Here is a 24,320-nt window from a genome sequence, read left to right as displayed (position 1 = left end):
TAGCGGGCGATCAGGCGGCGGTCAGGTCGGACAAGTTGCGCACGATGGCCTGCTGGCCGAGCGGAATCTTGTAGCCGTTCTGGGAATAGGCCGTGGCCTTCTCGAAGGCCAGCCTGGCGGCATCCGTAAAGAGCGCTTCGCTGGCGGTCCTGCCCTTGAGCGCTGCTTCCACTTCCGGCGCCCGCCAGGGCTTGGTGCCGACACCCCCCATGGCCACTCGGGCCTCGCGGATGATGTCGCCGTCCATGCGCACGATCACCGCGCTGGAGGCGAGCGCGAACTGATAGGACTGACGGTCGCGCAACTTGAGATAGGCGGACCGGCTCCCGTGGATCGGCGCCTCGAGAACCACATGGGTGATCAACTCGCCCGGCTCGAGCGCATGCTCGCGGGCCGGCGTGTCACCGGGCAGCAGATGGAAGTCGCCGAAGTCGATCTCGCGCGAGCCTTCCGGCCCCTGCACCTCGACCGTGGCGCCGATCGCCGCCATCGCCACGCACATATCCGAGGGATGCGTGGCGATGCAGGCGTCGCTGGTGCCGAGCACGGCATGGACGGTCCGATTGACACCGCCGATCGCCGCGCAGCCACTGCCGGGCTCGCGCTTGTTGCAGGCGGAGACGCCATCGCGGAAATAGGGACAGCGCACCCGCTGCATGATGTTGCCGCCGGTGGTGGCCTTGTTGCGCAGTTGTGTCGAGGCCCCTGCCAGCAGAGCCTGGGACAGCACGGCATAATCCTCGACCACACGCTCGTCCCGCGCCAGCGCGGTATTGGTCACCATCGCGCCGATGCGCAGCCGCCCATCGTCGAGGCGCTCGATGGTCGTGAGATCGACGCCGTTGATATCGACCACCTTCTGCGGCTGCATCACATCGAGCTTGACCAGGTCCAGCAGTGTGGTGCCGCCTGCCAGAAAGGCGGCATCGCGATCGCTGCCATGCGCCGCGACAGCTTGTTGCGGGCTTTCGGCGCGGGCGTAATCGAAATGTCTCATGCCTTGCCTCCCTGGACGGCGCCTCGAGCTGACTGGATAGCCGCGACGATGTTCTTGTAGGCGCCGCAACGGCAGATATTGCCGCTCATCGCCTCGCGCACGTCGGCATCGCTGGTACCGATGTCGTCATCCTGCAGGACTGCCAGCGCGCTCATCATCTGACCCGCCGTGCAGTAACCGCACTGATAGGCGTCATGCTCGAGAAACGCCTGCTGCAACGGATGCTGCTGGCCGTCCTTTTCGAGCCCTTCGACGGTCGTGATCTCGTCGCCGTCGTGAGTCACGGCGAGGCTCAAGCAGGAATTGATGGACGTGCCGTTGACCAGGATCGTGCAGGCGCCGCACTGACCGTGATCGCAGCCTTTCTTGGTGCCGGTCAATTGCAGGCCGTGACGCAACGCATCGAGCAGGATCACGTTGGGTGCGACATCGAGCTGATGGCGACGTCCATTGACGGTCAGGGTGATGCGCCGTGCCCCCTCGGCGGGCGGTGCGTCGGTCTGCGTATCAGGATCGTCCGGCGAGCCGGCGTAACTCACCGATGACAACGCCGGCGCAGCGGCCACCGCCAATCCGGAAGCACCCGCAGTCTTCAGGAAGTGGCGCCGCGACGGCGATGCCGGTTGTCGCGTGGGATCGTAATACGAGACCTCGGCCTCGAGACGTTCGCGGTCATCCATGTCGTATCCTCACCATTCGCCAGCCAGGGCTGGGGGTCCGTCTTCGGCGAGCGATTACCGGGCATCGGTGCACGCCCACCGACGTAAAATAGTCTGCGGGCCGAAAACCGTGTCAGGCGGTTCGGCCAACCTTAACGTTAGGAGACTCGTCGGATAGCCGCAAAGCTAGGGCGCTAACTTCAGAGAAACGGAGCATGATGCCAGAGGATCAGGCATGAAATGCCGAGCACATGGGGCGGGAACGCAAGACCGCCGCCCGTAAACATCGTGGCGGCGGTCTGCAGATAGCTGGTTGGTGCCGGTGAGTGGACTCGAACCACCGACCTACGCATTACGAGTGCGTTGCTCTTCCGACTGAGCTACACCGGCAGCGGCACAAAATGGTAGTCAGGATAGCGTCACTCGACAAGGCCTTGGGGCCACACACCGCGCTGCCGGCGAGGTGAACGCCGACAACGCGACAAGGGCAGGACCTTGCGGTCCTGCCCTTGTAACTTGTACAGAAGTGTATCCGTACAACGTGCTCAGTTCCCTATGAGCAACTTTGTCGGCATCCATGCCTGTCATTAAGCGCATGTGCGCAGAACATCCACGTTGTCTTCCTGACTCGGCGAATTCCGTCACCCAGCTTCCCAGCCGGTTGAGAGCAACTTTGATTCCCTGAGCCACTTCCCTGTGGCCGTTACCCCCAGCGACAGTGAAAAGTTATACAAGGTTTGACAGCGTGTCAAATCGAGAAAGCAATTATTCGTCGACCAACGATTCGCAGCGGACTAAGACGGCATCACTGGCATGGTCAGCAGCAACCACAGATACACCGCAATCAGCGCCGCCACCACTGCGGCGATGGCCCAGGCCATGCGCTCGCGAGTCGCCTTGTCCCGGGCCGTCAGATGCTTCAACGCCAGCCGGGCACACCACCACACCGCCACCAGCACTGCCAGGGGAATGCCAATACCGATCAGAACTGTCATCTCGTGTCTCATCTCGCAGGCGATATTCGGAATACGGAATCGAGCCGAAAGTCTCGCAACGGCTGCCGCGACCGGCAAGCCCATCGCGGCAGCGGCGAACGATTGTCGACAGTGCATATGCGCAACAAACGCTGCACTGGTATAATCCGACTCGACCGCTGGGTCGCCGGCACCGTGACGGGCCACCGAATTCATCTTCTGCATGATGGTCCAAGCGCCTTCGCGGGCACCGCACCATCGCCGGGCGAGCAAGGCTGCCCATGATCGCCGGTCAGTACTTGTATCGTCCCAAGCCAACCCGCACCGCTGAAGATTCGTGCAACAGCAGTGACAAGAGAGGTCAATATCCAAATGTCCAACACGCCGAAGATCATCTACACGCTTACCGATGAAGCCCCTGCGCTGGCGACCCACTCCCTGCTACCGATCATCGCCGCTTACACCAGTACCGCCGGCGTCAGCGTCGAGACTCGCGATATTTCACTGGCCGGCCGTATCCTGGCGCAATTTCCGGACCTGCTCAGCGACGAGCAGCGCGTCAGCGACGATCTGAGCGAACTCGGCGAGCTGGCCAAGACGCCGGAAGCCAACATCATCAAGCTGCCCAACATCAGCGCCTCCGGCCCGCAGCTCAAGGCTGCCATCAAGGAACTGCAGAGCCAGGGCTACCCCCTGCCGGATTATCCGGACGAGCCCTCCAGCGACGAAGAAAAGGCGATCAAGGCCGCCTACGACAAGGCCAAGGGCAGTGCGGTCAACCCGGTGCTGCGCGAAGGCAACTCCGATCGCCGCGCCCCGCAGTCCGTCAAGAACTACGCTCGCAAGTACCCGCATCGCATGGGCGAGTGGAGTGCCGATTCCCAGTCTCATGTCGCGCACATGAGCGAGGGGGACTTCTACGGCAGCGAGCAATCCGCCGTGATCGCTCAGGCCGGCAAGCTCAAGATCGAGCTCCAGCAGAAAGACGGCACCCGCACGGTGCTGAAGGAGAACCTGGCGGTTCAGGAAGGCGAGGTCGTGGATGCCGCTCGCATGAGCAGCCGCCGCCTGCGCAACTTCATCGACAGCGAGATCAAGGACGCCAAGAAGCGCGGCGTACTGTTCTCGCTGCATCTCAAGGCGACCATGATGAAGGTCTCGGACCCGATCATGTTCGGCATGGTGGTCGAGGAATTCTACAAGGACGTGCTCGAGAAGCATGCCGACGCCCTCAAGCTGGCCGGCTTCAGCCCCAACAGCGGCATCGGCGATCTCTACAGTGCCATCCAGTCGCTGCCCAGCGAACAGCAGGACGCGATCACCAGCGACATCGACGCTCTCTACAAAGAGCGCCCGCCGATGGCGATGGTCAACTCGCACAAGGGCATCACCAACCTGCATGTTCCCTCTGATGTGATCATCGACGCCTCCATGCCGGCAATGATTCGCGACTCGGGCAAGATGTGGGGAGCCGACGACGCCCTGCACGACGCCAAGGCAGTGATTCCCGACCGTTGCTACGCCGGCATCTACCAGGTCGTGATCAATGACTGCAAGCAGAACGGTGCCTTCGACCCGACCACCATGGGCAGCGTTCCCAACGTCGGCCTGATGGCACAGAAGGCCGAAGAGTACGGCTCTCACGACAAGACCTTCCAGATCCCGGCCGATGGCACCGTGGTCGTCACCGACGAAAACGGGCAGCAGCTGTTCAGCCACGACGTGGAAGCCGGCGACATCTGGCGCATGTGCCAGACCAAGGACGCGCCGATCCAGGACTGGGTCAAGCTCGCCGTCACCCGGGCTCGTGACAGCGGCAGCCCTGCCGTCTTCTGGCTGGACCCTCAGCGTGCTCACGACGCACAGTTGATCAAGAAGGTCGAAAGCTACCTCGAGGACCATGACACCAGTGGCCTCGACATTCGCATCATGGCGCCGGAAGACGCGATGCGCTTCTCTCTCGAACGCATTCGCAAGGGCGAGGACACCATCTCGGTCACCGGGAACGTGCTGCGCGACTACCTGACCGACTTGTTCCCGATCATGGAGCTCGGCACCAGCGCCAAGATGCTCTCCATCGTACCGCTGATGGAAGGCGGCGGGCTGTTCGAGACCGGTGCCGGCGGCAGCGCGCCCAAGCACGTGCAGCAATTGCTGGAAGAGAACCACCTGCGCTGGGACTCGCTGGGTGAATTCCTGGCACTTGCCGCCTCGCTCGAGCACCTCGGCAAGACCTACGGCAATACCAAGGCCAAGGTTCTCGGCAAGACACTCGATCAGGCGACCGGCAAGTTCCTCGACGCGGACAAGTCACCCAAGCGCAAGGTCGGCGAGCTGGATAACCGCGGCAGCCACTTCTATCTCTCGCTCTACTGGTCCCAGGCGCTGGCCGCTCAGGATGAAGATGCCGAGCTGAAGGAGCAGTTCACCGAACTGGCCAAGTCGCTCGAAGCGGACGAAGCCAAGATCGTCAATGAACTCAACGAGGTGCAGGGCAAGCCGGTGGACATCCACGGCTACTACCATCCCGATCATGAGCTGGCCAGCAAGGCGATGCGCCCCAGCGCCACGCTGAACGCGGCTCTGGACGCACTCATGCAGCGTTGATGGCACTGCCCGAGCCAGCGGCGCCGGTTCGCACAGCCAGGCACTGATCAGCAGGCCCATGCTCCAGCATGGGCCTGTTGCGTTGGCCCCCTGGCAGCATGCAACGGACCGAAAAAAGCCCTCCACGACGGGAGGGCCAAAACGTAGTACGCAGTGTGAGCCACTACGCGATGGAATCGGACATCCTTGCAGGTTCCTCGCCATCCATGGCTCACAATTACAAAAGATAACACATTAGCGACGCATCGTTTACCGACATCCGATACTTTTTCAGTAAGCTTCTGACTACATCAAGCGTCAGCACCTGCGATACCTGCGATCCACCGGGCGGTTTCTCGGATGATGAATAGTATCCGAGTCCGATTGTCGGGTATTTAACCTGGATCAATCTAGTCCCCCTCTCGCTGTGTCACTGTGGTCGCCGCCGAGCAGGGAAGCGACCTGGATGCCAAGCATCGCGCACAGGGACGTGTGGCACGTCGCAGGGAGCTCGGCAGGACAATGCAATGGATGCAACGTCCACAGCCCGGCCTAGGCCGGGCTTATTTATGTCTGGACCTCGTCAACGCCTTCTTCTACCACGATGATCTATTTGAGTCGGGGTACCATCGTTGCCAGGAGAAGGTATGACACCCCGCAAGACCAACCTCCCACTCGATCAATGCCGCTGTCATCTGGAAACCGGCCCCATCGTACTGGTGGGCTCGCAATGGCAGGCAGAGCGCAACCTGATGGTGATGGGCTGGCACATGATGCTCGGCTTCACGCCGGCACACTTCGGTTGCCTGATCACCGCCGCCAATCACAGCCACCGCCTCGTGCGCGAAAGCCGCGAGTGCACGATCAACATACCGACACTGGAACTGATCGACGACGTGGTCGGGGTGGGCAATAGCGATGGTGATGCGCTCGATAAGTTCGATGCCTTCGGACTGACACCGACACCGGGCAAGATCGTCTCAGCGCCACTCGTGGAGGAATGCTATGCCAGCTTCGAATGCCGCCTGGTCGATGACAGCCAGATAGACCGCCACGAGCTTTTCATCTGGGAGATCGTCAAAGCCCATGTCGATACCTCGTTCGACCTTGCCCGCACACTGCACTACCGCGGTCACGGCCGCTTCATGGTTGCCGGCGACGAGGTCGACCGCTCGGCGGATTTCAGGGTGCAGAATTTGTAATGCTTGAATTAGCGCTGTGGACACTTGGTTGACACATACAAAAAACCGCCCTGAGAGGCGGTTTCTTTCAAGGCCAAAAAAGCCTTTTAAATCAATATCTAAGCTATGGTGCCGACACCAGGAGTCGAACCCGGGACCTACTGATTACAAGTCAGTTGCTCTACCAACTGAGCTATGTCGGCATAGCATAGAAACGTTGGCGATGGCTGGGGTAGCAGGACTCGAACCTGCGAATGCCGATACCAAAAACCGGTGCCTTACCACTTGGCTATACCCCAGCAATGTGGTGGCCAGAGACGGAATCGAACCGCCGACACGAGGATTTTCAATCCACTGCTCTACCGACTGAGCTATCTGGCCCTTGCCAACGGGGACGTATTAAACCGGATTCCTCGGCGTGGGTCAAGTCTTTTCATTTCAAAAAGATGCCGACCACCGGGCCTATTGGCTCGGAGGCACGTAGCCCTCGGCCTGATCGGTCTCGCGGTTGTCCAGAAAGCGCTCCATCTGCTCCATGAGATAAGCGCGCGCATCGGGGTCCAGCAGGCTGAGATGCTTTTCGTTGATCAGGCGGGTCTGCAGCGCCTGCCACTCATCCCACGCTTGCTTGGAAACGGTCTGCTGGATCTCCTGGCCCTTGGCGCCGGGAAGCGGCGGAAACGGCAGGGCATCGAGTTCCTTCTGGTACTTGCGGCAAAAGACGGTATCGCTCATGGCGCTGGCTCCTGAAAGTTGCGGTTCGTCATGGCACGGTTTCAAGTAACGGCTTGATCGAGCAGCGTCTTGACCGGTGCGGCCAATCCTACACTAGCCGGGGCCTGCACGTCGTACCACAATTCGCCCGTCTCGCCGACGCTGCTGAATGGCTCGTGCAGACGCGCGGGAGACGGCGTGATCACCAGCCGGAAGTGGCTGAACGTGTGCGTGAAGGCGGCGCCATCCGCTTCGCGTTGAGCCCGTGGAAAGCGCTGGTCGAGCCAGGCACGCAACGCCGCCTCATCATCGAATTGCGGCAAGCTCCATAGCCCGCCCCACAGACCGCTCGCGGGCCGCTGCTGAAGGAACACGCGGCCCTCCGGGTCACGCAGTACCAGCATCCGCGTGGTACGTTCGGGCAGTGTCTTGCGCGGCTTGGATTCGGGGAAGCGCGTTTCCTCGCCACGCGCATGCGCCACGCACACATCGTTGAAGGGGCATAACAGACACGCGGGCTTGCCGCGGGTGCACAGCGTCGCCCCCACATCCATCATCGCCTGGGTGTAATCGGGCAGACGCACCTCGGGCGTGTAACGCTCCGCCAGCGCCCAGAGCTCACGCTCCACCGCCGGCCGACCGGGCCAGCCTTCCACGCCGTGCAGGCGAGTCAGCACACGCTTGACGTTACCGTCGAGAATCGGCGCGCGCCGGCCGGTACTGATGCTGATGATGGCCCCGGCCGTGGAGCGGCCGATGCCGGGAAGCGTGGACAGCGCCTCGACGCTGTCCACGGGGAACTCGCCGCCATGTTCCTCTACCACGACTCGAGCAGCCTTGTGGAGGTTGCGGGCACGTGCGTAGTAGCCCAGGCCCGTCCACAAGTGCAGCACCTCGTCTTGCGGCGCCTCGGCCAGGGCAAACACATCGGGAAAGCGATCCATGAAGCGCTGGTAATATGGGATTACCGTGGCGACCTGGGTCTGCTGCAGCATGATTTCCGAGACCCAGACACGGTAGGGCGTCTTGTCGAACTGCCAGGGCAGCGTCTTGCGCCCATGCTCGTCGAACCATGCGATGAGCCGCTGACGAAAGGCCTCGGCGGTAAGCGGAATGTCCTGCATTGTGCGTTATCGTCCAGACGGCGAAGACGCCGTCAAGCCATGGATGTCAGGTGTGAAGGTGTCAGGCACGACGGATACCAAAAAAAGCGCCGACGGGTGTCGGCGCAGGGACTGGCTTTGGGCTTTGCTCACTTGAATAGACCACGCAACTTGTCCCCGAGTTCCTTGGAGGCACCTTCACCCAGCGTTTCATCGATCTTGCGTGCGGTCTCGCTGTCGAGATGCTTGTCCAGCGCCTCGTCGACTTCCTCGCCGACCTCTCGCTTGGCCTTGTCCTCGGCCAGTGCCTCCAGCGTGTCCTGGAAGGCCTCGCGGTCGAAGCGGCACCATTCCTCCGGCGCTTCGCCCAGGCGGCCTTCACAATGCACCGGCAGGCTGACCTGCTGCAGGCGCGAGGTGACACGGCACGCCTGCTGGTCCGCCGTGTCGATGAAGCGCGCCTTGACGTCATAGTCGAAACGCTCGGTGGGAATGTTGAACGTCCCCGCTCCGGTCATCTCGATGCCCGGAATGCGAATCGTGAGGTCGTCGTTACGTGCCACGCCATCGGTGATATCGAGCGTGGCCGAGAGCGTATCGAAGGGTGTGTCCTCGCTCCACTCGCGATCCGAGCGCTCTCCATCGAGCAACGCTGCTGCCGTGCACAATTGCTTCGACACATTGACGTCGAGCATGGCGCCGTCGTCGATGCGCAATGACGCCGTGCCATTCAGGTGACGCTTGAGCGATTCGAGCCGGTTGGTACGCGAGGTCACGTCGCTCTCCAGGTTGAGACGGCCCCGCAACGGTGACGTCTCGCCAGTGGCATCCGCGTAGAGCGGCGCGATCTGTACATTGGAGAGCGATTCCGTGAACGCCATGCGCAGGGGCGACTGGCGCAGGTCCAGGCTACCCTGGGCATCGAGCGTGCCTTCGTAGAGCTTGGCGGTCAGCGATTCCAGGCGCTGCCGGCCGTCGCTGCCGGCAGCGCGCAGCGCGACGTCCGTCAGCGTCATGCCCTTGAGCATCATGGTGTCCAATGCCAGTTGACCATCGAGCGTCAGGCCGGACAGCCACTCGACGGGCAGCAGCTCCGCGCCCTCGGCGGCCGCATACGCCGGGGCGACGCCCAGCGTCTCGAGCAAGGCCGCCGTGTCCTCGGCGTCAGCTGCATCGTCCTCGTTACGGGACGCGGCGGCAGGCGGAAGGTAGGCATCCAGGTCGAGACGCTCGCCTTGCAGGTCGAAGCTCAGCCACTGGCCATCGAAGCCGGCCCCCAGCTCGCCGGTGAAGGTTTCCCCGTCGAGCAGCAGGCTCAGGTTCGAGAAATTGATACGCTCGAGGTCGCCGTGCACCGGGCTGGTGAACGCCACCTCGCTCAGCGCCTTGTCGTCGCCGGTTTCCGGCAGGGCCTCGAAACGCGTGAGCCAGTCACGCAGCGACAGGGGCGACAATTTGAGCTGGCCGGTATACTCCGGCGCACCGAGCAGGTCGGTAAAGCTCAGCGTCCCCGTGAGGTCCAGGTCATCATCGCCGCTCAGGGCAATGTCGCGCAGCTGTGCCGTTTGCGCATCGAGGTCGGCCTCGCCGTCGAACCCGAGGCTCAGTCCCAGGGGCTTGCCGTCCACGGCAGGATGGTGCAGGCGAGTATTCAGTCGGGCATCGTCGATCCGGTAATGCTGCCGCTGGGTCTCGGCCAGCAGATGGCCGATCTGCAGGTTGAGGCCCTGCGCCTGCTCGGAGAGCGCCGGCCACTGCGTGCTGGTTTCCAGGGTCACCTTGTTCAACTCATAGCGACCGTCGCTCAGACCGAGGCGCACCCGACTCTTGAAGTTGACGTCGCTGGTCAGCGCAGGCGCCTGGCTTTCGAGCTCGAACGCCATCTGCAGGGGAAACGCCGCATCGGGGCTGACGTTACTGCCGTCCAGGCTGAGGCCCGACAGCGTCAGATCGAGGTCGCGCTGCGCATCGCGATAGTGCACGAGGCTGTCACGGACCTGCACACTTGCGATATCCAGCGCCACCGGCAGGCTGTCGGCGTTCTGATCGAGCCCGGGCCCTGCCGAGGCAGGCGCCAGGGCACGCTCCGCCTGGTCACCGCCGTTTTCCAGGCGGTCGAGCAGGACTTGCCAGTTCCCCCGGCCCTGCGCGTCGCGTTCCAGGTTGAGGCGCATGCCATCCAGTGTCAGTCCCTCCACGGCGACCTCGCCGGAAAGCAGCGGCGCGAATGCCACGCTGACCTCGGCGCGCTCGAATGCCGCGAAGGGCGCCTCTTCATGTGGCTGCTCGGGCAACCAGGCCTCGGCCTGCTCGACGCTGAAGCCCAGGCGCGGATAGAACGACCACGCCAGCTGCCCTTCCAGGTTGAGATCCAGGCCGCTCTGTTCGCGCACCGCCTCGACGAGGCGCGGCTTGAGGTCGTTGGGATCAAAGAAGGTGGTGATGTAAACCACGGCGCCGACCACGATCAGGGCCAACACCCCGACCACCGCCAATAATGCTCTCAGCAGCGCTCTCATCGGCGCCCTCCCTCTGACGCTAATGAATGGAATTCGTAATACGCCCCGTCGGCAGCGGGATGATAGCCGAGCCGAGTCAACAACAACTGGTCACCCATCATCAGTACCGTGCTCGGCACGCGCGGTGTGCAGGCTTCGTCTCGCGCCCGCTCGGCAATGAGCATCAAGAGACGCGAGCCCACGCCGCGATGGCGGGTTTCGGCACGTACGCAGAAATGCGATACCCACCATACGCCCTTTTCACGTTGCACGGCGACGGCGCCCAGACGCCGCGCATTGAACAATGCGCAGCAAAAGGTTCCTCCCTGGGCGAAATGCGCCTCGATGAAACGGTCGACGGGCGCGGGAAGGCGCTCGGCAGGAGCATCGCGGTAGATGCGCGCGAGATCCTGCGCCACCTGGGAATCCGTTTCCCACTGGGCGCGGTCGATTTCCTGCAAGGTCACCGGCATGCTGGCTCTCCCTGGACGATCTCCCTGGCCCCTGTCACGGACCCTCGAGCGATGGTGATGGGACGCGGGAATCGCCCCTGAACTCCCGGCATTGTAGCGGATGGCCGGGGCGATTCTCTATAATGACCGTTCCATGGCGCCGCGAGCCTTGCGCACCCGTCTTCATCGCGCGCCCCGTTCACGTTCGAAGTGCTGGAGATCCCCATGGCCGAGCGCGTCGCCACCGTGTCCCGCGACACCCACGAAACCCAGATCCAGGTGCACGTCAACCTCGACGGTCAGGGTCATTTCCAATGCGAGACCGGCGTGGCGTTCCTCGATCACATGCTCGACCAGGTCGCCCGGCACGGCCTGATCGATCTCGACATCCACGCCAAGGGCGACCTGCACATCGATGACCACCACACCGTCGAGGATCTGGGCATCACCCTGGGCCAGGCCGTCGCCCAGGCCATCGGCGACAAGCGTGGCATCCGCCGTTACGGTCACGCCTACGTGCCGCTCGACGAAGCCCTGTCCCGCGTGGTGGTGGACTTCTCCGGGCGCCCCGGGTTGAGCATGGACGTCGAGTTCACGCGTGCCAGCATCGGCCGCTTCGACACGCAATTGTTCTGGGAGTTCTTCCAGGGGTTCGTCAATCACGCCCAGGTGACGCTGCATATCGACAACCTCAAGGGCTTCAACGCCCATCATCAGGCGGAAACCATCTTCAAGGCCTTCGGCCGTGCACTGCGCATGGCAGTGGAGCCCGACCCCCGCATGGCCGGGCGGATGCCCTCCACCAAAGGCAGCCTGTGAGGCTCTCATCACGCTAAGGAGCGAGCATGACGATCGCTGTCATCGATTACGGCATGGGCAATCTACACTCCGTCGCCAAGGCGCTGGAGCACGTCACGCATGAAAACGTGGTCATCACCGACGACTCGCGCAGCATCCGGGGCGCCAGCCGTCTGGTCCTGCCGGGCCAGGGGGCGATTCGCGACTGCATGAGCGAACTGCAGCGCAACGACCTGCAGGGCCTGGTGCAGGAGATCCTGCGTGCCCAGGGCAAGCCGCTGCTCGGCATCTGCGTCGGGCAGCAGATGCTGATGGAGGAAAGCGAGGAAAACGGCGGCGTGCCCTGTCTGGGCTACCTGCCCGGCCGCGTGCGGCATTTCGGGCGAGACCTGCATGACATCGACGGCCAGCGCCTGAAGGTCCCGCACATGGGCTGGAACCGTGTCACGCAGCGCCACGCGCACCCGCTCTGGGCGGGTATCGACGATGGCGCCCGCTTCTATTTCGTGCATAGCTACTATGTCGAGGCGCAAGAGGACGGCGATGTCTTCGGCACTACCGACTACGCCGGCCTGACGCCCCATGTCGCGACCGGGCGCGGCCCCGTCTTCGCCGTGCAGTTCCACCCCGAGAAGAGCGCCCACGACGGGCTGCGCTTGCTCGAGAATTTCGTCAACTGGGCTCCCTGAGCGCCCGCGCCGGACACGCCGCCCCAGGCGGCGCTACACGCATACCGAGAGGACACGTCATGCTGGTGATTCCCGCCATCGATCTCAAGGACGGCCAGTGCGTCCGCCTCAAGCAGGGGCGTATGGACGACTCGACCACCTACGGCGACGACCCGGTGGCCATGGCGGCGCGCTGGGTCGAGACCGGTGCCCGCCGCCTGCATCTGGTGGACCTCAACGGCGCCTTCGAAGGCAAGCCGGTGAACGCCGAGGCGGTGACCGCCATCGCCCGCGCGTACCCCGACCTGCCGATCCAGATCGGGGGCGGCATTCGCACCGCCGAGACCATCGAGGCATATCTCGAAGCGGGGGTTTCCTATGTGATCATCGGCACGCAGGCCGTCAAGGAGCCGGCATTCGTCGGCGAGATGTGCCGGCGCTTTCCGGGCCACGTGATCGTCGGGCTCGATGCCCGCGACGGCTATGTCGCCACCGATGGCTGGGCGGAGGTCTCGACGCTCAAGGCCGTGGACCTGGCCAAGCGTTTCGCCGACGACGGCGTCTCGTCGATCGTGTACACGGATATCGCCCGCGACGGCATGATGCAGGGCGTCAACATCGCCGCGACCGCCGAGCTGGCCCGCGAAGGCGGCCTGCCGGTCATCGCCTCGGGTGGCGTCACCCACCTGGGCGATATCGAAGCCCTGCTCGAGGTCGCGGATGCCGGTATCCTCGGCGCCATCACCGGCCGGGCCATCTATGAAGGCAAGCTCGACGTCGCCGAGGCCCAGCGCCTGTGCGACGCCCAACTGGCAACCCGGAGGAGCTGATCATGGCGCTCGCCAAACGCATCATCCCCTGTCTCGATGTCGATGCCGGTCGCGTGGTCAAGGGCGTCAACTTCGTCGGCATCCGCGATGCCGGCGATCCCGTCGAGGTCGCCAAACGCTACAATCAGCAAGGCGCCGACGAGATCACCTTCCTCGACATTACCGCCAGCGTCGAGGACCGCGGCACCACGGTGGAAATGGTCGAGCGCATCGCCGGCGAAGTCTTCATCCCGCTGACGGTGGGCGGCGGCATTCGTACCTGCGACGACATCCGCACCATGCTCAACGCGGGTGCCGACAAGGTGTCGATCAACACCGCGGCGGTCACCCATCCCGAGTTCGTGCATGAAGCGGCGGAGCGCTTTGGCAGCCAGTGCATCGTCGTGGCCATCGATGCCAAGCGGGTCAGTGCCGAGGGCGAGACGCCGCGCTGGGAGATCTTCACTCATGGCGGCCGTACCCCGACCGGACTGGATGCAGTGGAGTGGGCGCGCAAGATGGTCGACCTCGGTGCGGGCGAGCTGCTGCTGACCAGCATGGACCGCGACGGCACCAAGGCCGGCTTCGACATCGGCGTGACACGCGCCATTGCCGACGCCGTCAGCGTGCCGGTGATCGCTTCCGGCGGCGTCGGGGACCTGGATCACCTGGTCGCCGGCGTGAAGGAAGGCGGCGCCGATGCCGTCCTTGCCGCCAGCATCTTTCACTTCGGCGAGTACACCATCCCCGACGCCAAGCGCTACATGGCCGAACATGGCATCGAGATGCGCCTGTAGCGCGGCTGCCGAATCCGTACGGGGCCTCCATGCCCCGATGCTCGTCAAGCGTCGGCGCTGAGCCCCAGGTTGCTGACACCTTCGTTGCGCCCCAGACGCCGCAACGCCTTGAGCGCGTCGCGCGTCAGCGGGGCTTCGACGCACTCCAGCACCGCCTCCTGGAAACCGTGTTCGTCGTCCATCAGCGGATGCTCGCGGACACGGGCCGCCAAACGCTCGGCGTCGTCGTCTTCCGCGCCATCGGTCATCTCGATGTAGGCATGCACGCCATCGCGCGACAGGCGGCTAACGTCGCGTGGAGCCTCGGGCGCCTCGCCGCGCAGCGCATCGAGCAACGCCGCCATCGCCATGACCACCTCCACCGCACGCCTCGCGCCGAAGCTGCCATCGCTTTCCGGCGGCTCCTGCGCGGCGAGCTTCTCGGCCTGCTTGTCGAAATCGATCGCCGCGTCCTTCACGGCCAGCGCTTCCCACGCCAGGTCGAGCACGTTGCGCAGCACCTTCGGATCGCCAACGCCGCTCATCTCGGCATACAGCGCATAGTTGGGCCACATGCGCTCGATCAAGGCCGCCATGAAGGCCAGTCGGCCACGGCTGGGCAGTGCTTCCAGGCGCGCATGGAAGCCGCCGGCGGACGATGTCATATCTGCATTCCTCCATGGCCACGTCAGGGCCAGAGCAAGTCTTCGGGGACGCGGCCACGGGCATCGAAGACGATCCCCTCGGCGCGCAGTTTCTCGTGCTGGCGCACCGCGCCGGTATGCTCGGTGACCCGCCGACTGGCATTGATCACCCGGTGCCATGGCAGTCCATGGCCGCTGGGCAAGTGGCGCATGGCACTTCCCACCATGCGCGCCGTGGCGGCGTCGGTCATCCCCGCCACTCGGCCATACGTGGTGACCCGCCCCTCGGGGATCTGGGCCACGATGGTATAGATCTGTTCAAGCACCTCGGCACGCGGCATGCTACATCTCCTGAGCCAGCCCCCGCTTGCCGGGGGCGAAAAGCTTTACCATCATGGGCGCATCATGCATATCTACTTTCTGCAACACGCGGACTTCCTCGGCCCGGCACGTTTCGCCGATTGGCTCACGGGCATGGGGCACAGCCACAATACCTGCCATCTGTACGCCGACGAAGCACCGCCCGGTTTCGACAATTTCGATGCCTTGATCGTACTGGATGCGCCCTTCGGGCTGCACGAGGCCCCGCCCGACTGGCTCAAGCGCGAGCGCAAGCTGATCGCACGCGTGCTCAAGAGCGGCAAGCCCCTGCTCGGTGTCGGCGTCGGCGCCCAGTTGATCGCCGAAGCCCTGGGAGCCATCGTCTCGCCGGGCACCTATGCCGAACGCGGCTGGCAACGCATCACGCTGGCAGACGACAGCCCCTTCGACCTTCCCGAGCAATTCGAGGCGTTCCTCTGGCATCGCGATATCTTCGGGCTGCCGGAGGATGCCCTGCCCCTGGGCGCCAGCGCCGCGAGCCCGCTGCAGGGCTTCGCCTGGGACGGTGGCCGGGTGCTGGCCCTGCAATGCCACCTGGAAGCGACCGCCGACGCCGTCGAGGCACGCTACGCACACGCCGACACCCTCGACGACCCGCGCTCGACCGCGCGCGACACCTACCTGCAATCGCGCGAGGCGGTACTCGAGAATCCGCGTCGCTTCGACCGTCTGGCCCCCTTGCTCGACCGCGTGATGGTCGACTGGATGCGCCATGCACGCACGCCGTGACAGCAAGCACTAGCGAGGCAGCGCAGCCGACCAGTCACGCGCGAACGCCAGACAGCTCTCCCAGTCACCGACATGCAAGGCCTCATACGGTGACTGCTCGAGCTGGTAGCGATACATGGGATCGTAGTATTCGAGCATCAAGGGCGCGAGCCAGGCTTCATGCGCCTGGGTGTTGCCACGCTGGTGCTCACGAAAGGCCAGCGCCTGCAGGCGTTGCAGGCGCTGGAAGCGCGCGCTTCCCAAGCGCTTGCGCACGCGCTTGAGGGCACTGGAAAGCTGCTTGCGCATGAGCGACCAGCCCAGCCATTCCCCGTAATGATCGCGATAGGTCTGCCACAGGGTATCGATATAGTCCTTGCGAATCTGCTCGAGGCGCCAGTCCAGCGGCATCTCCACCCGAATGCGGGGGGCCGTTTCCATGGTCTGCCAGAAGGACAGGGGGATATCCAACTGCCCGATCATGCGCGACTCGTCTTCCACCACGCAGCCGTGCGTGGCATGCGACAGCGCCGCGCCCAGCGCATGTTCGAAATCGATCTGCGAGGGGCCTTGCAGGGGATGCCGACCGAACGCCGATCCTTTGTGCCGGGCATGACCTTCCAGGTCGATACCGACGTCGAGGGACTGGACCAGCTCGGTCTTGGCGCAACCGGTCAGGCCGGCGACGACCAGCACAGGGCGCGCGGCCGCCGCCTCGATCTCGGCGTTCACGCACTGGCGCATGGCCTTCCAGCCGCCCTGGATGCGAGGCAGCGTGATGCCTGCCTCCTGTAGCCATTGCTGCGCGATGCGTGAACGCAAGCCACCCCGGAAACAGTAGATCACGGCATCGGGATGACGCTCGGCAAAGGCCCGCCAAGCCGCCACGCGACGCGCCTTGAGGTCACCGTCGACCAGGCGCTCGCCCAGCGCGATGGCGGCTCCCTGGCCGGCTTCCTTGTAGCGGATGCCCACGGCGTGCCGCTCGGCATCGTCCATCAGGGGAAGGTTGACGGCCCCGGGCAAGGCGCCCCTGGCGAACTCCACCGGGGCACGCACATCGATCAGGGGACGTTCGAGCAGGGCCATCTCCGGTGCGAGGTGCGGCAGGCTCACCCGCGCACCTCGATCAGGCTGGCACCGTCAGCAGGCCGCATTTCGCCGAAAGCTTCCAGCGCGAGGCCATGCTGACGCCCGATGCGTTCGACATCGTCCGCCCAGGCCGGATCGACGCTGAGCAGCAGCCCTCCCGAGGTCTGCGGGTCGCAGAGCCACTGCCAGTGCGCAGCATCCATGTCCGGCAAGGCCGTTCCCAGCGCCTGGCGATTGCGATGCGTTCCACCGGGCACCGCACCGCGCCGACGATAGGCCTCGGCCTCGGCGAGGCGCGGCAGCTTGGCGAAATTGATCCGTGCCTTGAGGCCGCTTGCCTGGCACACCTCGCTGAGATGCCCCGCCAACCCGAAGCCGGTGACATCGGTCATGGCATGCACACCCTGCACCTTGGCCAGCTCGATCCCGATGCGGTTGGCCTTGAGCATGGTCTTGCGAGCCAGCTCCTGATGGCCGGGCGCCAGCCAGCCACGCTTCTCGGCGGTGGTCAGCAGGCCCACGCCCAGCGGCTTGGTGAGATACAGCAGATCCCCGGGCTTGGCATGGCTGTTGAGCTTGAGATGCTCGAGATCCACCAGCCCGTTCACCGACAGGCCGAAGATCGGCTCGGGGGCATCGATGGAGTGCCCACCTGCCAGGGCCAGGCCGAGCTCGCGGCAGATCGACTGCGCACCGCCCACGACATCGCCGGCGATTTCGGCGGCCAGCGTGTCGATCGGCCACCCCAGGATGCCCAGCGCCATGATCGGCGTGCCGCCCATGGCGTAAACGTCGCTGATCGCGTTGATCGCGGCGATGCGCCCGAAGTCGAAGGGGTCGTCGACGATGGGCATGAAGAAATCGGTCGTCGAAATCAGTCCCCGGCCGTCCCCCAGGTCATAGACGGCAGCATCCTCGCGCCCCTGATTGCCGACGATCAGGCGCTTGTCGCTGGCTCCGGGACCTGCCTTGGCGAGGATACTGTCGAGCACGTCGGGGGCGATCTTGCAGCCACAACCGGCGCCGTGGCTGTATTGCGTCAGGCGGATGGCACTCATGCAGCACTCCTTGGCAAGGGTTTCCCTCATTCTACATGACCGGCACGCCGGCGTTTACAGGGCGTCCAGGGCATCGGCAAGCTTGTCGACGGCGATCACTTCCATACCCTCGGGCGCTTGCTTGGGGGCGTTGGCACGCGGCACGATGGCACGCTTGAAACCATGTTTCGCCGCCTCGACGATGCGTTCCTGACCACTGGGCACGGGGCGTATCTCGCCGGAGAGCCCGACCTCGCCGAAGGCCACCAGTTCACGTGGCAGATGGCGGTTCTGCAGGCTGGAGACGACGGCCAGCAGCACCGCCAGGTCCGCGCTGGTTTCGAGCACCTTGACGCCACCGACCACATTGAGAAAGACGTCCTGGTCGCCGGTGAACAGGCCGCCATGCTTGTGCAACACGGCCAGCAGCATGGCCAGACGGTTCTGATCGAGGCCCACGGCCACACGGCGCGGGTTGCCCAGGGCCGATTCGTCGAGCAATGCCTGAACCTCGACGAGAATCGGCCGCGTCCCCTCCCAGACCACCATCACCAGACTGCCGGGCGCCTGTTCTTCGGCGCGTGACAAAAAGATCGCGCTGGGGTTCTTCACTTCCTTGAGGCCGTGCTCGAGCATGGCGAAAACGCCCAGCTCGTTGACCGCGCCGAAGCGGTTCTTCTGCCCCCGCAGGGTGCGAAAACGCGAGTCCGCGCCGCCCTCGAGCAGCAACGAGGCATCGATCATGTGCTCCAGCACCTTGGGGCCGGCCAGCGTGCCATCCTTGGTCACGTGTCCCACCAGCATCAGCACGGTGTTGCTCTGCTTGGCGAAACGCGTCAACGCTGCCGACGACTCGCGCACTTGCGCCACGCCGCCGGGTGCCGAGCTGATGTCCTCGAGGTGCATGGTCTGTATCGAGTCGATGATCAGGACGGCGGGCTTTTCACGCTCGGCGACCGCAAGCACCGTTTCGATGCTGGTCTCGGCCAGCATGTTGAGGCCCTGGACCGGCAACTGAAGTCGGTGCGCACGCATGGCGACCTGCGAGAGCGACTCCTCGCCGGTGACATACAACACCTTGTGAGACTGCGCCAGCTTGCAGGCGGTCTGCAGCAACAGGGTCGACTTGCCGGCCCCGGGGTTCCCCCCCAGCAACACCGCCGAGCCCGGCACGAGACCGCCACCCAGCACCCGGTCGAACTCTCCGAAGGTGGAAGAAAAGCGCGGCACCTCGGTCAGGTCGACCTCCCCCAGATCGACCACCTCGCGCGAGACCAGGCCCGCGTAACCGCTGCGCCCGGTGGTGGACGGCGCCGGCGCATGCGGCCGGGCACTGCCCAGACGCACTTCACTGAGCGTGTTCCATTCCCGGCAGCTCGAACACTGCCCCTGCCACTTGCTGTATTCGGCACCGCACTCGGTGCACACGAAGGCGCTCTTCGCCTTGGCCATGTCGTCGCTCCTCGCTGATTACCGGCATTCTATCATTGCCGCCCGGGACCACACGGCACCTCCGCCCGACCGCCGGCCAGACACGCAAAAGGCGGCCCGGAGGCCGCCTTTCGATGAGACGAGGAACGCGTTACGACTGGCGTTGCAGACGCAGCGTCTCGCCATTCTGGAAGCGCCGAAGCTGCGGGTCGATCAATTCCAGAGTATTGGCATCGAGCTTCTGGAAGTAGTAGATCTGCCCCTCGCCGTCCGGTGTCAGCTCGTAGACGGTGGCGTTGGGATCCTCGGCAGCACCATCGATGACCTCCCACTGACCTTCGTACTCTTCCGCCGGCGGGTTCTCCGGATGGTTGCGATACTCGGCACGGAGATCGAAAGTGCGCTCACTGGCCGGCGCCTGTTCATCACCCATCAGCTGCACTTCGAGGTCGATGCCGTCGCAGCTGCGGCAAGGCAACGTCCCGTTGTAGACGGTGGCCTGTTCCGCCTGCGCCGAGGCATCGGGCGTTTCCTGCTGGGTAGTGCCCGTGGCGCACCCCGCGAGCACGGCGAGCATGGCGGAACCGGCGAGCAACGTCCTGATCTGCATGATAGTCCTCCTAACCAATGGGTCCTGGGCCGTTCATGCGACCCGTGGGTGACAGCATAGCGTCATGCGCCAGCCTCGGACACCCTTTGCGCACCTGGATCTCAGGATAATGTCGGGTAGTCCGTGTACCCTTCGGCACCGCCACCGTAGAAGGTTGCCGGATCGGGCTCGTTGAGAGCGCTATCCCGGCGGAAGCGTTCGACGAGGTCCGGGTTGGCGATGTACGGGCGCCCGAAGGCCGCACCGTCACCCAGACCATTGCGAATCAGCGCCTCGGCACGCTCGGCGGTGTAGTGTCCGCAATAGATCAAGGTGCCCGGAAAGCGCTGGCGCAGCTCGCGGCGGAAGGTATCGGTCAGTTGCGGGCCTTCACCGGTCCAGTCGGGCTCATTGACATGCAGGTAGGCGATGCCGCGGCGCGTCAGTTGCTCGGCCAGATAGAAGGCCATCGCCTCCGATTCATCGTCGCTCAGGCCGAAAATCTCGATGAACGGCGAGATACGGATTCCGACACGGTCGGCCCCCATCACCTCGCAGACGGCATCCACGACTTCCAGCACCAGGCGCGCCCGATTGACCAGGTTGCCGCCATAACGGTCGGTACGCTTGTTCGACCCGGTCGCCATGAACTGTTGCAACAGGTACGCATTGGCGGCGTGCACTTCGACCATGTCGAAACCTGCACGCTTGGCACGCTTGGCCGCCTGGCGATAATCATCGATCAGAGCCGGGATTTCATCGGTCTCGAGCGCACGAGGCGTGCTGGTGGGATGCTGCCCCGAGCTGCCGTCCTCGAACTCAAGAAAGCAATTGGCCCCTTCGGCGCGCAAGGCGCTCGGCGCGACCGGCGGTTGTCCGCCCGGCTGAATCTTGTGGTGCGAGATGCGGCCCACGTGCCAGAGCTGCAGGGCAATCCGTCCACCGGCACGGTGTACGCTGTCCACGACCCCGCGCCAGCCGGCTTCCTGCTCGTCGGTGTAAATGCCCGGGGTGTACACATAGCCGCGTGCGGTCGGCGAGATGTTCGTCGCCTCGCTGATGATCAGGCCGGCATTGGCACGCTGCGCGTAATACGTCGCCTGCAGCGCCTTGGGCACCATGTCCGGGGTTCGCGCCCGTGTCAGTGGCGCCATCAGGACGCGGTTGGGCAGCTCCAGCTTGCCCATGGTAAGTGGGGAAAGTAGCCGATCGTAGGCCATGTCGCCTCCTTGTAAGCGCTTGAAACCCTGTGATGTGCACTAGATGAGGTCGTTAGAGCACTAATCAAGGGGCCGAGCGTGACACGCTGATGACACTGCGGCATGCGACGCGCTGCACCTTGCGCCTGCCCGGGCGTCGCGTCACCATGGTGACCTACCTCTTCACTGCCTGTGCGAGCCCTCATGAGCAAGTTCTGGAGCCCTGCCGTGCGTGAGCTCACTCCCTATGTGCCGGGGGAGCAACCGCGCGAACGTCTGATCAAGTTGAACACCAACGAGAACCCTTACCCACCGGCGCCCGGCGTGGAGCAGGTGCTGCGCGAGTTTCCCGCCGATCACCTGCGCCTGTACCCCGACCCGAGCGCGACCGCGCTGCGCGAGGCCTTGGCGGAAACCTACGACGTCGCGACCGAACAGGTGTTCGTCGGCAATGGATCCGACGAGGTGCTGGCACTGGCCTTCCAGGCCTTCTTTCGTCAGTCGCGCCCCTTGCTGATGCCCGCCATCTCGTACAGCTTTTATCCGGTCTACTGCAAGCTCTATGACGTGGCGTACCGCAGCGTTGCGCTCGACGATCAGTGGCGCGTGCCATTGACGGCCTTCGACACCGACAACGGCGGCATCGTCTTCGCCAACCCCAATGCACCGACCGGACACGGCCACTCGCGGGATGCCATCGCGGCCCTGCTCGAACGCAACACCGAGAGTGTCGTGCTGGTCGACGAAGCCTATGTGGATTTCGGCGGCGAAAGCGCGGTCCCTCTGGTCGAACGTTTCCCGAACCTGCTGGTCACGGGCACGTTCTCCAAGTCACGCAGCCTGGCGGGATTGCGTCTGGGTTATGCCATCGGCTCGCGCGAGCTGATCGAGGGGCTGGAAAGGGTCAAGGACTCCTTCAACTCTTTTCCCATCGACCGCATCACCATCGATGCCGGGATCGCCGCCCTGCATGATCGAGCCTACTTCGAGGCCTGTCGCGAGCGCGTCATCACCACGCGGGAGCGTACTCGCCAACGTCTCGAGTCGCTGGGTTTCGAGGTGATGCCGTCGCAGAGCAATTTTCTGTTCGTACGCCATGAGACTTACGAGGGCCGCGCAATCTTCGGTGAACTGCGCGAACGCGGCATCCTGGTGCGGCATTTCGACAAGGAAGCGCTGAGCGACTTCCTGCGTATCAGTATCGGAACGGAAGACGAGATGGACAGCCTCATCGAGGCACTGGAAGCGGTGTGCCGCTAAGCCGACAAGGCCTTGGCAGCTATCGGGCGGAGCATCCCGCACAAACCAAGGCGCCCGCACTGAGGCGGGCGCCGGGCCGGTTACATTGCTGACATCAGGCTAGCGTCTAGCCCAGGGCAGACAACTGCTGGGTGAGGTAACTGCTGGTCTGATTCATCTCGGCCACCATGCTATCGAGCTCCTGGAACTGGGTACGATAACGATCCACCGTGCTCGAGATACTGTCTTGCATCGAGGAATAACGCTCGTCGAGACGAGCCATCTGCTCCTCGGCACCGGTCACGGCATTCTCTACCATCCCGTTGTCACCAAGCATGGTGTCCAGCTCTTCCTCGGCCCGTCCTGCAATGCCCACCGTGTCGCCGGTTCCCGTGAACAAGGCCTGCAACTCGCCAGGCTGGTTCGCCATCACATCGTCGAGTTTCTCGTCGTCGACTTCCAGCTCACCGTCGACATTCATCGAAATGCCGATGTCGCTCAGGGTGTTCAGGCCGTCGCCCTCGACGCTCGAGGCCAAGGTACTCCGCAACTGCGTTTCCGCCATGCGGGTCGTCCCATCGCCCAGCAACTCTCCGGCATCGCCGCTTTCGGCATCGAAGCTGGTCAAGTCATCCGCCGTGGATTTCATGCTGTTATAGCTGTCGACGAACCCTGTGATGGCATCGCGGATGGCACCGTCGTCACGTTCCACCGTGACCGTGGACTGCCCGGTTTCCGACAGGCTCAGCGTGGTGCCCTGGATGGCCTCTTCGACCTGATTGCTGTCACTCGTGATGGCGATGCCGTTGACGTCCAGCTTGGCATCCTGTCCCTGGATTTCCGTCGCGGTATCCAGCGCCAAGCCATCGAGACCATTGAAGGTGACGCTATTGATACCGGCTTCCGCCCCCGTTGACTCGGAAGCTATTGCCAGCCGGCTCTGCGACCCATCGAACACGATCGAGGCCGAGACCCCTGAATCGCTTGCGTTGATGGCATCGCGCACATCACTTAGTGTGCTATCCGCCTCGACCGTAATGTTCTGCGCCGTCCCGTCATTCAGCGTGACATCGAGGCTCGCCTCGGCGCCCGCATTGAGCACCGCTTCTTCATCGACGCCCTGGGTGGCAATGCTCGATGCCGTGGCCAACTGTGTGACGTCCACGTCATAGCGCCCAGGCGGCGCATCGGGCGTCGCGGCGGCACTTACGCTGTCGCCCTCGACATCGCTGGTCACACTGTTGAAGAGTTCAGGATCGTTGAGATTGCTGGCCGAAGACTGGACCTTCGACAGCGCTCCCTGCAGCTGACCATAGGCGGAGATCTTTGCATCTTGATCGGCCTGCTGCTGTCGGATGGGCACGAGCTTCTGTTGCTCGGCTTCTTGGAGCTGGTCCAGCAGGCCATTGAGATCAAGTCCTGAACCAACACCCAGTGACGCGATGGAAGCCATACCACCTCTTCCCTTGTCAGGTGCGTGTCATCGCAAGCATACGTCTGCTGATGTCTGTGCCTCACCCTAGCAAATCACTCATGTGCCGAGGAAGAAGAAAGACGCATCTCAAGCATCATTCTCTTGAGTTCGAAGCGCTAAAGTTTTCGCTTCCTTGGCCGACACCCCGCGCCATTCGCCCACGAAAAAACCCCCGCTGGCCTGAGCCAACGGGGGTTTCCGGGATAAATGCCTGACGATGACCTACTCTCGCATGGGGAGGCCCCACACTACCATCGGCGCTGAGCGGTTTCACTGCTGAGTTCGGCATGGGGTCAGGTGGGACCCGCTCG

At 63.9% G+C, this 24,320-nt stretch carries 23 protein-coding genes, 4 tRNA genes and 1 rRNA gene; 8 read left to right on the top strand and 20 right to left on the bottom strand.

Features of this window, described 5'->3' with window-relative positions; all coding sequences use genetic code 11:
* Positions 1-10: 10 nt before the first annotated feature.
* The 4 genes from ABGX75_RS04100 to ABGX75_RS04085 all read right to left on the bottom strand — a co-directional run bounded on the left by ABGX75_RS04100 (position 11) and on the right by ABGX75_RS04085 (position 2,651).
* Positions 11-997 (bottom strand): xanthine dehydrogenase family protein subunit M, encoded by a 987-nt coding sequence (locus tag ABGX75_RS04100; RefSeq protein ID WP_347410596.1) that lies wholly within the window; start codon positions 995-997, stop codon positions 11-13.
* A complete protein-coding gene (locus tag ABGX75_RS04095) occupies positions 994-1,677 on the bottom strand; it encodes a 2Fe-2S iron-sulfur cluster-binding protein (RefSeq protein ID WP_035414480.1) in 684 nt (227 codons plus the stop codon). Before ABGX75_RS04095 ends, ABGX75_RS04100 begins: the two co-directional genes overlap by 4 nt.
* A gap of 293 nt (positions 1,678-1,970) precedes the next feature.
* Positions 1,971-2,046 (bottom strand) — tRNA-Thr (locus ABGX75_RS04090).
* Positions 2,047-2,450: 404 nt separating this feature from the next.
* Positions 2,451-2,651, bottom strand: a complete 201-nt coding sequence (locus ABGX75_RS04085; protein ID WP_146206906.1) for a hypothetical protein — start codon at positions 2,649-2,651, stop codon at positions 2,451-2,453.
* Positions 2,652-3,002: 351 nt separating this feature from the next.
* Between ABGX75_RS04085 and ABGX75_RS04080 the strand changes: the two genes are divergently transcribed.
* Together ABGX75_RS04080 and ABGX75_RS04075 are read left to right on the top strand one after the other, a co-directional pair.
* Positions 3,003-5,237 carry an NADP-dependent isocitrate dehydrogenase gene (locus ABGX75_RS04080; RefSeq protein ID WP_179153347.1) on the top strand — a complete coding sequence of 745 codons (2,235 nt, stop codon included), beginning with the start codon at positions 3,003-3,005 and terminating at the stop codon, positions 5,235-5,237.
* 626 nt (positions 5,238-5,863) lie between these two features.
* Entirely contained in the window at positions 5,864-6,418 is a 555-nt protein-coding gene (locus ABGX75_RS04075; RefSeq protein WP_110061548.1) for a flavin reductase family protein, read from the top strand.
* Between the two features lie 106 nt (positions 6,419-6,524).
* Here ABGX75_RS04075 and ABGX75_RS04070 read toward each other — a convergent pair.
* The 7 genes from ABGX75_RS04070 to ABGX75_RS04040 all read right to left on the bottom strand — a co-directional run bounded on the left by ABGX75_RS04070 (position 6,525) and on the right by ABGX75_RS04040 (position 11,185).
* A tRNA-Thr gene (locus ABGX75_RS04070) sits at positions 6,525-6,600 on the bottom strand.
* Between the two features lie 21 nt (positions 6,601-6,621).
* Positions 6,622-6,696 (bottom strand) — tRNA-Gln (locus ABGX75_RS04065).
* A gap of 6 nt (positions 6,697-6,702) precedes the next feature.
* Positions 6,703-6,778, bottom strand: a tRNA-Phe gene (locus tag ABGX75_RS04060).
* Between the two features lie 81 nt (positions 6,779-6,859).
* The gene (locus tag ABGX75_RS04055; protein WP_011505831.1) at positions 6,860-7,132 is read right to left on the bottom strand and encodes an oxidative damage protection protein; all 273 of its coding nucleotides are present in this window, start codon (positions 7,130-7,132) and stop codon (positions 6,860-6,862) included.
* 41 nt (positions 7,133-7,173) lie between these two features.
* Complete coding sequence (gene mutY / locus ABGX75_RS04050; protein ID WP_035415557.1) at positions 7,174-8,235, bottom strand: A/G-specific adenine glycosylase; 1,062 nt, start codon at positions 8,233-8,235, stop codon at positions 7,174-7,176.
* A gap of 128 nt (positions 8,236-8,363) precedes the next feature.
* Positions 8,364-10,733, bottom strand: coding sequence for an AsmA family protein (locus tag ABGX75_RS04045; RefSeq protein ID WP_179153367.1), 2,370 nt, complete (start codon positions 10,731-10,733; stop codon positions 8,364-8,366).
* Complete coding sequence (locus ABGX75_RS04040) at positions 10,730-11,185, bottom strand: acetyl-CoA sensor PanZ family protein (RefSeq protein ID WP_011505828.1); 456 nt, start codon at positions 11,183-11,185, stop codon at positions 10,730-10,732. Before ABGX75_RS04040 ends, ABGX75_RS04045 begins: the two co-directional genes overlap by 4 nt.
* Before the next feature lie 204 nt (positions 11,186-11,389).
* On the opposite strand from ABGX75_RS04040, the gene hisB reads away from it, so the two are divergent.
* The 4 genes from hisB to hisF are packed head-to-tail and all read left to right on the top strand — an operon-like array spanning position 11,390 to position 14,236.
* Positions 11,390-11,983: an imidazoleglycerol-phosphate dehydratase HisB gene (gene hisB / locus ABGX75_RS04035; RefSeq protein WP_011505827.1), complete on the top strand. Its 594-nt coding sequence runs from the start codon at positions 11,390-11,392 to the stop codon at positions 11,981-11,983.
* 26 nt (positions 11,984-12,009) lie between these two features.
* Positions 12,010-12,651, top strand: a complete 642-nt coding sequence (hisH, locus tag ABGX75_RS04030; RefSeq protein WP_011505826.1) for an imidazole glycerol phosphate synthase subunit HisH — start codon at positions 12,010-12,012, stop codon at positions 12,649-12,651.
* Between the two features lie 59 nt (positions 12,652-12,710).
* Positions 12,711-13,460: a 1-(5-phosphoribosyl)-5-[(5-phosphoribosylamino)methylideneamino]imidazole-4-carboxamide isomerase gene (hisA, locus tag ABGX75_RS04025; protein WP_011505825.1), complete on the top strand. Its 750-nt coding sequence runs from the start codon at positions 12,711-12,713 to the stop codon at positions 13,458-13,460.
* Between the two features lie 2 nt (positions 13,461-13,462).
* On the top strand, positions 13,463-14,236 hold the full coding sequence (gene hisF / locus ABGX75_RS04020) for an imidazole glycerol phosphate synthase subunit HisF (protein WP_011505824.1): 774 nt from the start codon (positions 13,463-13,465) through the stop codon (positions 14,234-14,236).
* 44 nt (positions 14,237-14,280) lie between these two features.
* Here the strand turns inward: hisF and ABGX75_RS04015 are convergent, their stop codons facing one another.
* Both ABGX75_RS04015 and ABGX75_RS04010 read right to left on the bottom strand, forming a co-directional pair.
* Positions 14,281-14,880 carry a YjaG family protein gene (locus ABGX75_RS04015; RefSeq protein WP_011505823.1) on the bottom strand — a complete coding sequence of 200 codons (600 nt, stop codon included), beginning with the start codon at positions 14,878-14,880 and terminating at the stop codon, positions 14,281-14,283.
* Positions 14,881-14,903: 23 nt separating this feature from the next.
* Complete coding sequence (locus ABGX75_RS04010; RefSeq protein ID WP_011505822.1) at positions 14,904-15,200, bottom strand: MGMT family protein; 297 nt, start codon at positions 15,198-15,200, stop codon at positions 14,904-14,906.
* Here ABGX75_RS04010 and ABGX75_RS04005 point away from each other — a divergent pair.
* On the top strand, positions 15,199-15,969 hold the full coding sequence (locus ABGX75_RS04005; RefSeq protein WP_322786291.1) for a type 1 glutamine amidotransferase: 771 nt from the start codon (positions 15,199-15,201) through the stop codon (positions 15,967-15,969). The genes ABGX75_RS04010 and ABGX75_RS04005 overlap by 2 nt on opposite strands.
* 9 nt (positions 15,970-15,978) lie before the next feature.
* On the opposite strand, the gene mnmH is transcribed toward ABGX75_RS04005, so the two are convergent.
* The 5 genes from mnmH to ABGX75_RS03980 form a co-directional block, all read right to left on the bottom strand.
* Positions 15,979-17,064 carry a tRNA 2-selenouridine(34) synthase MnmH gene (gene mnmH, locus ABGX75_RS04000; protein ID WP_181396285.1) on the bottom strand — a complete coding sequence of 362 codons (1,086 nt, stop codon included), beginning with the start codon at positions 17,062-17,064 and terminating at the stop codon, positions 15,979-15,981.
* The gene (selD, locus tag ABGX75_RS03995) at positions 17,061-18,098 is read right to left on the bottom strand and encodes a selenide, water dikinase SelD (protein WP_011505819.1); all 1,038 of its coding nucleotides are present in this window, start codon (positions 18,096-18,098) and stop codon (positions 17,061-17,063) included. The genes mnmH and selD overlap by 4 nt, the downstream gene beginning before the upstream one ends.
* A 54-nt stretch (positions 18,099-18,152) precedes the next feature.
* Positions 18,153-19,529 (bottom strand): DNA repair protein RadA, encoded by a 1,377-nt coding sequence (gene radA, locus ABGX75_RS03990; RefSeq protein WP_347410595.1) that lies wholly within the window; start codon positions 19,527-19,529, stop codon positions 18,153-18,155.
* Positions 19,530-19,659: 130 nt separating this feature from the next.
* Complete coding sequence (locus ABGX75_RS03985; protein WP_011505817.1) at positions 19,660-20,118, bottom strand: copper resistance protein NlpE N-terminal domain-containing protein; 459 nt, start codon at positions 20,116-20,118, stop codon at positions 19,660-19,662.
* A gap of 101 nt (positions 20,119-20,219) precedes the next feature.
* The gene (locus ABGX75_RS03980; protein WP_224113778.1) at positions 20,220-21,317 is read right to left on the bottom strand and encodes an alkene reductase; all 1,098 of its coding nucleotides are present in this window, start codon (positions 21,315-21,317) and stop codon (positions 20,220-20,222) included.
* A 183-nt stretch (positions 21,318-21,500) separates the two neighbouring features.
* Here ABGX75_RS03980 and hisC point away from each other — a divergent pair, with 183 nt between their 5' ends.
* Positions 21,501-22,556: a histidinol-phosphate transaminase gene (hisC, locus tag ABGX75_RS03975; protein ID WP_110061553.1), complete on the top strand. Its 1,056-nt coding sequence runs from the start codon at positions 21,501-21,503 to the stop codon at positions 22,554-22,556.
* Positions 22,557-22,662: 106 nt separating this feature from the next.
* Here the strand turns inward: hisC and fliD are convergent, their stop codons facing one another.
* Both fliD and rrf read right to left on the bottom strand, forming a co-directional pair.
* Positions 22,663-23,988, bottom strand: coding sequence for a flagellar filament capping protein FliD (gene fliD, locus ABGX75_RS03970; RefSeq protein ID WP_011505814.1), 1,326 nt, complete (start codon positions 23,986-23,988; stop codon positions 22,663-22,665).
* A 230-nt stretch (positions 23,989-24,218) separates the two neighbouring features.
* Positions 24,219-24,320 (bottom strand): 5S ribosomal RNA (gene rrf, locus ABGX75_RS03965); the annotation flags it as partial.

Source organism: Chromohalobacter sp., assembly GCF_039830575.1.
GTDB classification, from domain to species: domain Bacteria; phylum Pseudomonadota; class Gammaproteobacteria; order Pseudomonadales; family Halomonadaceae; genus Chromohalobacter; species Chromohalobacter israelensis.
Note: the sequence above shows the minus strand (reverse complement) of the source record. Positions and strands in the feature narration are given on the sequence as shown.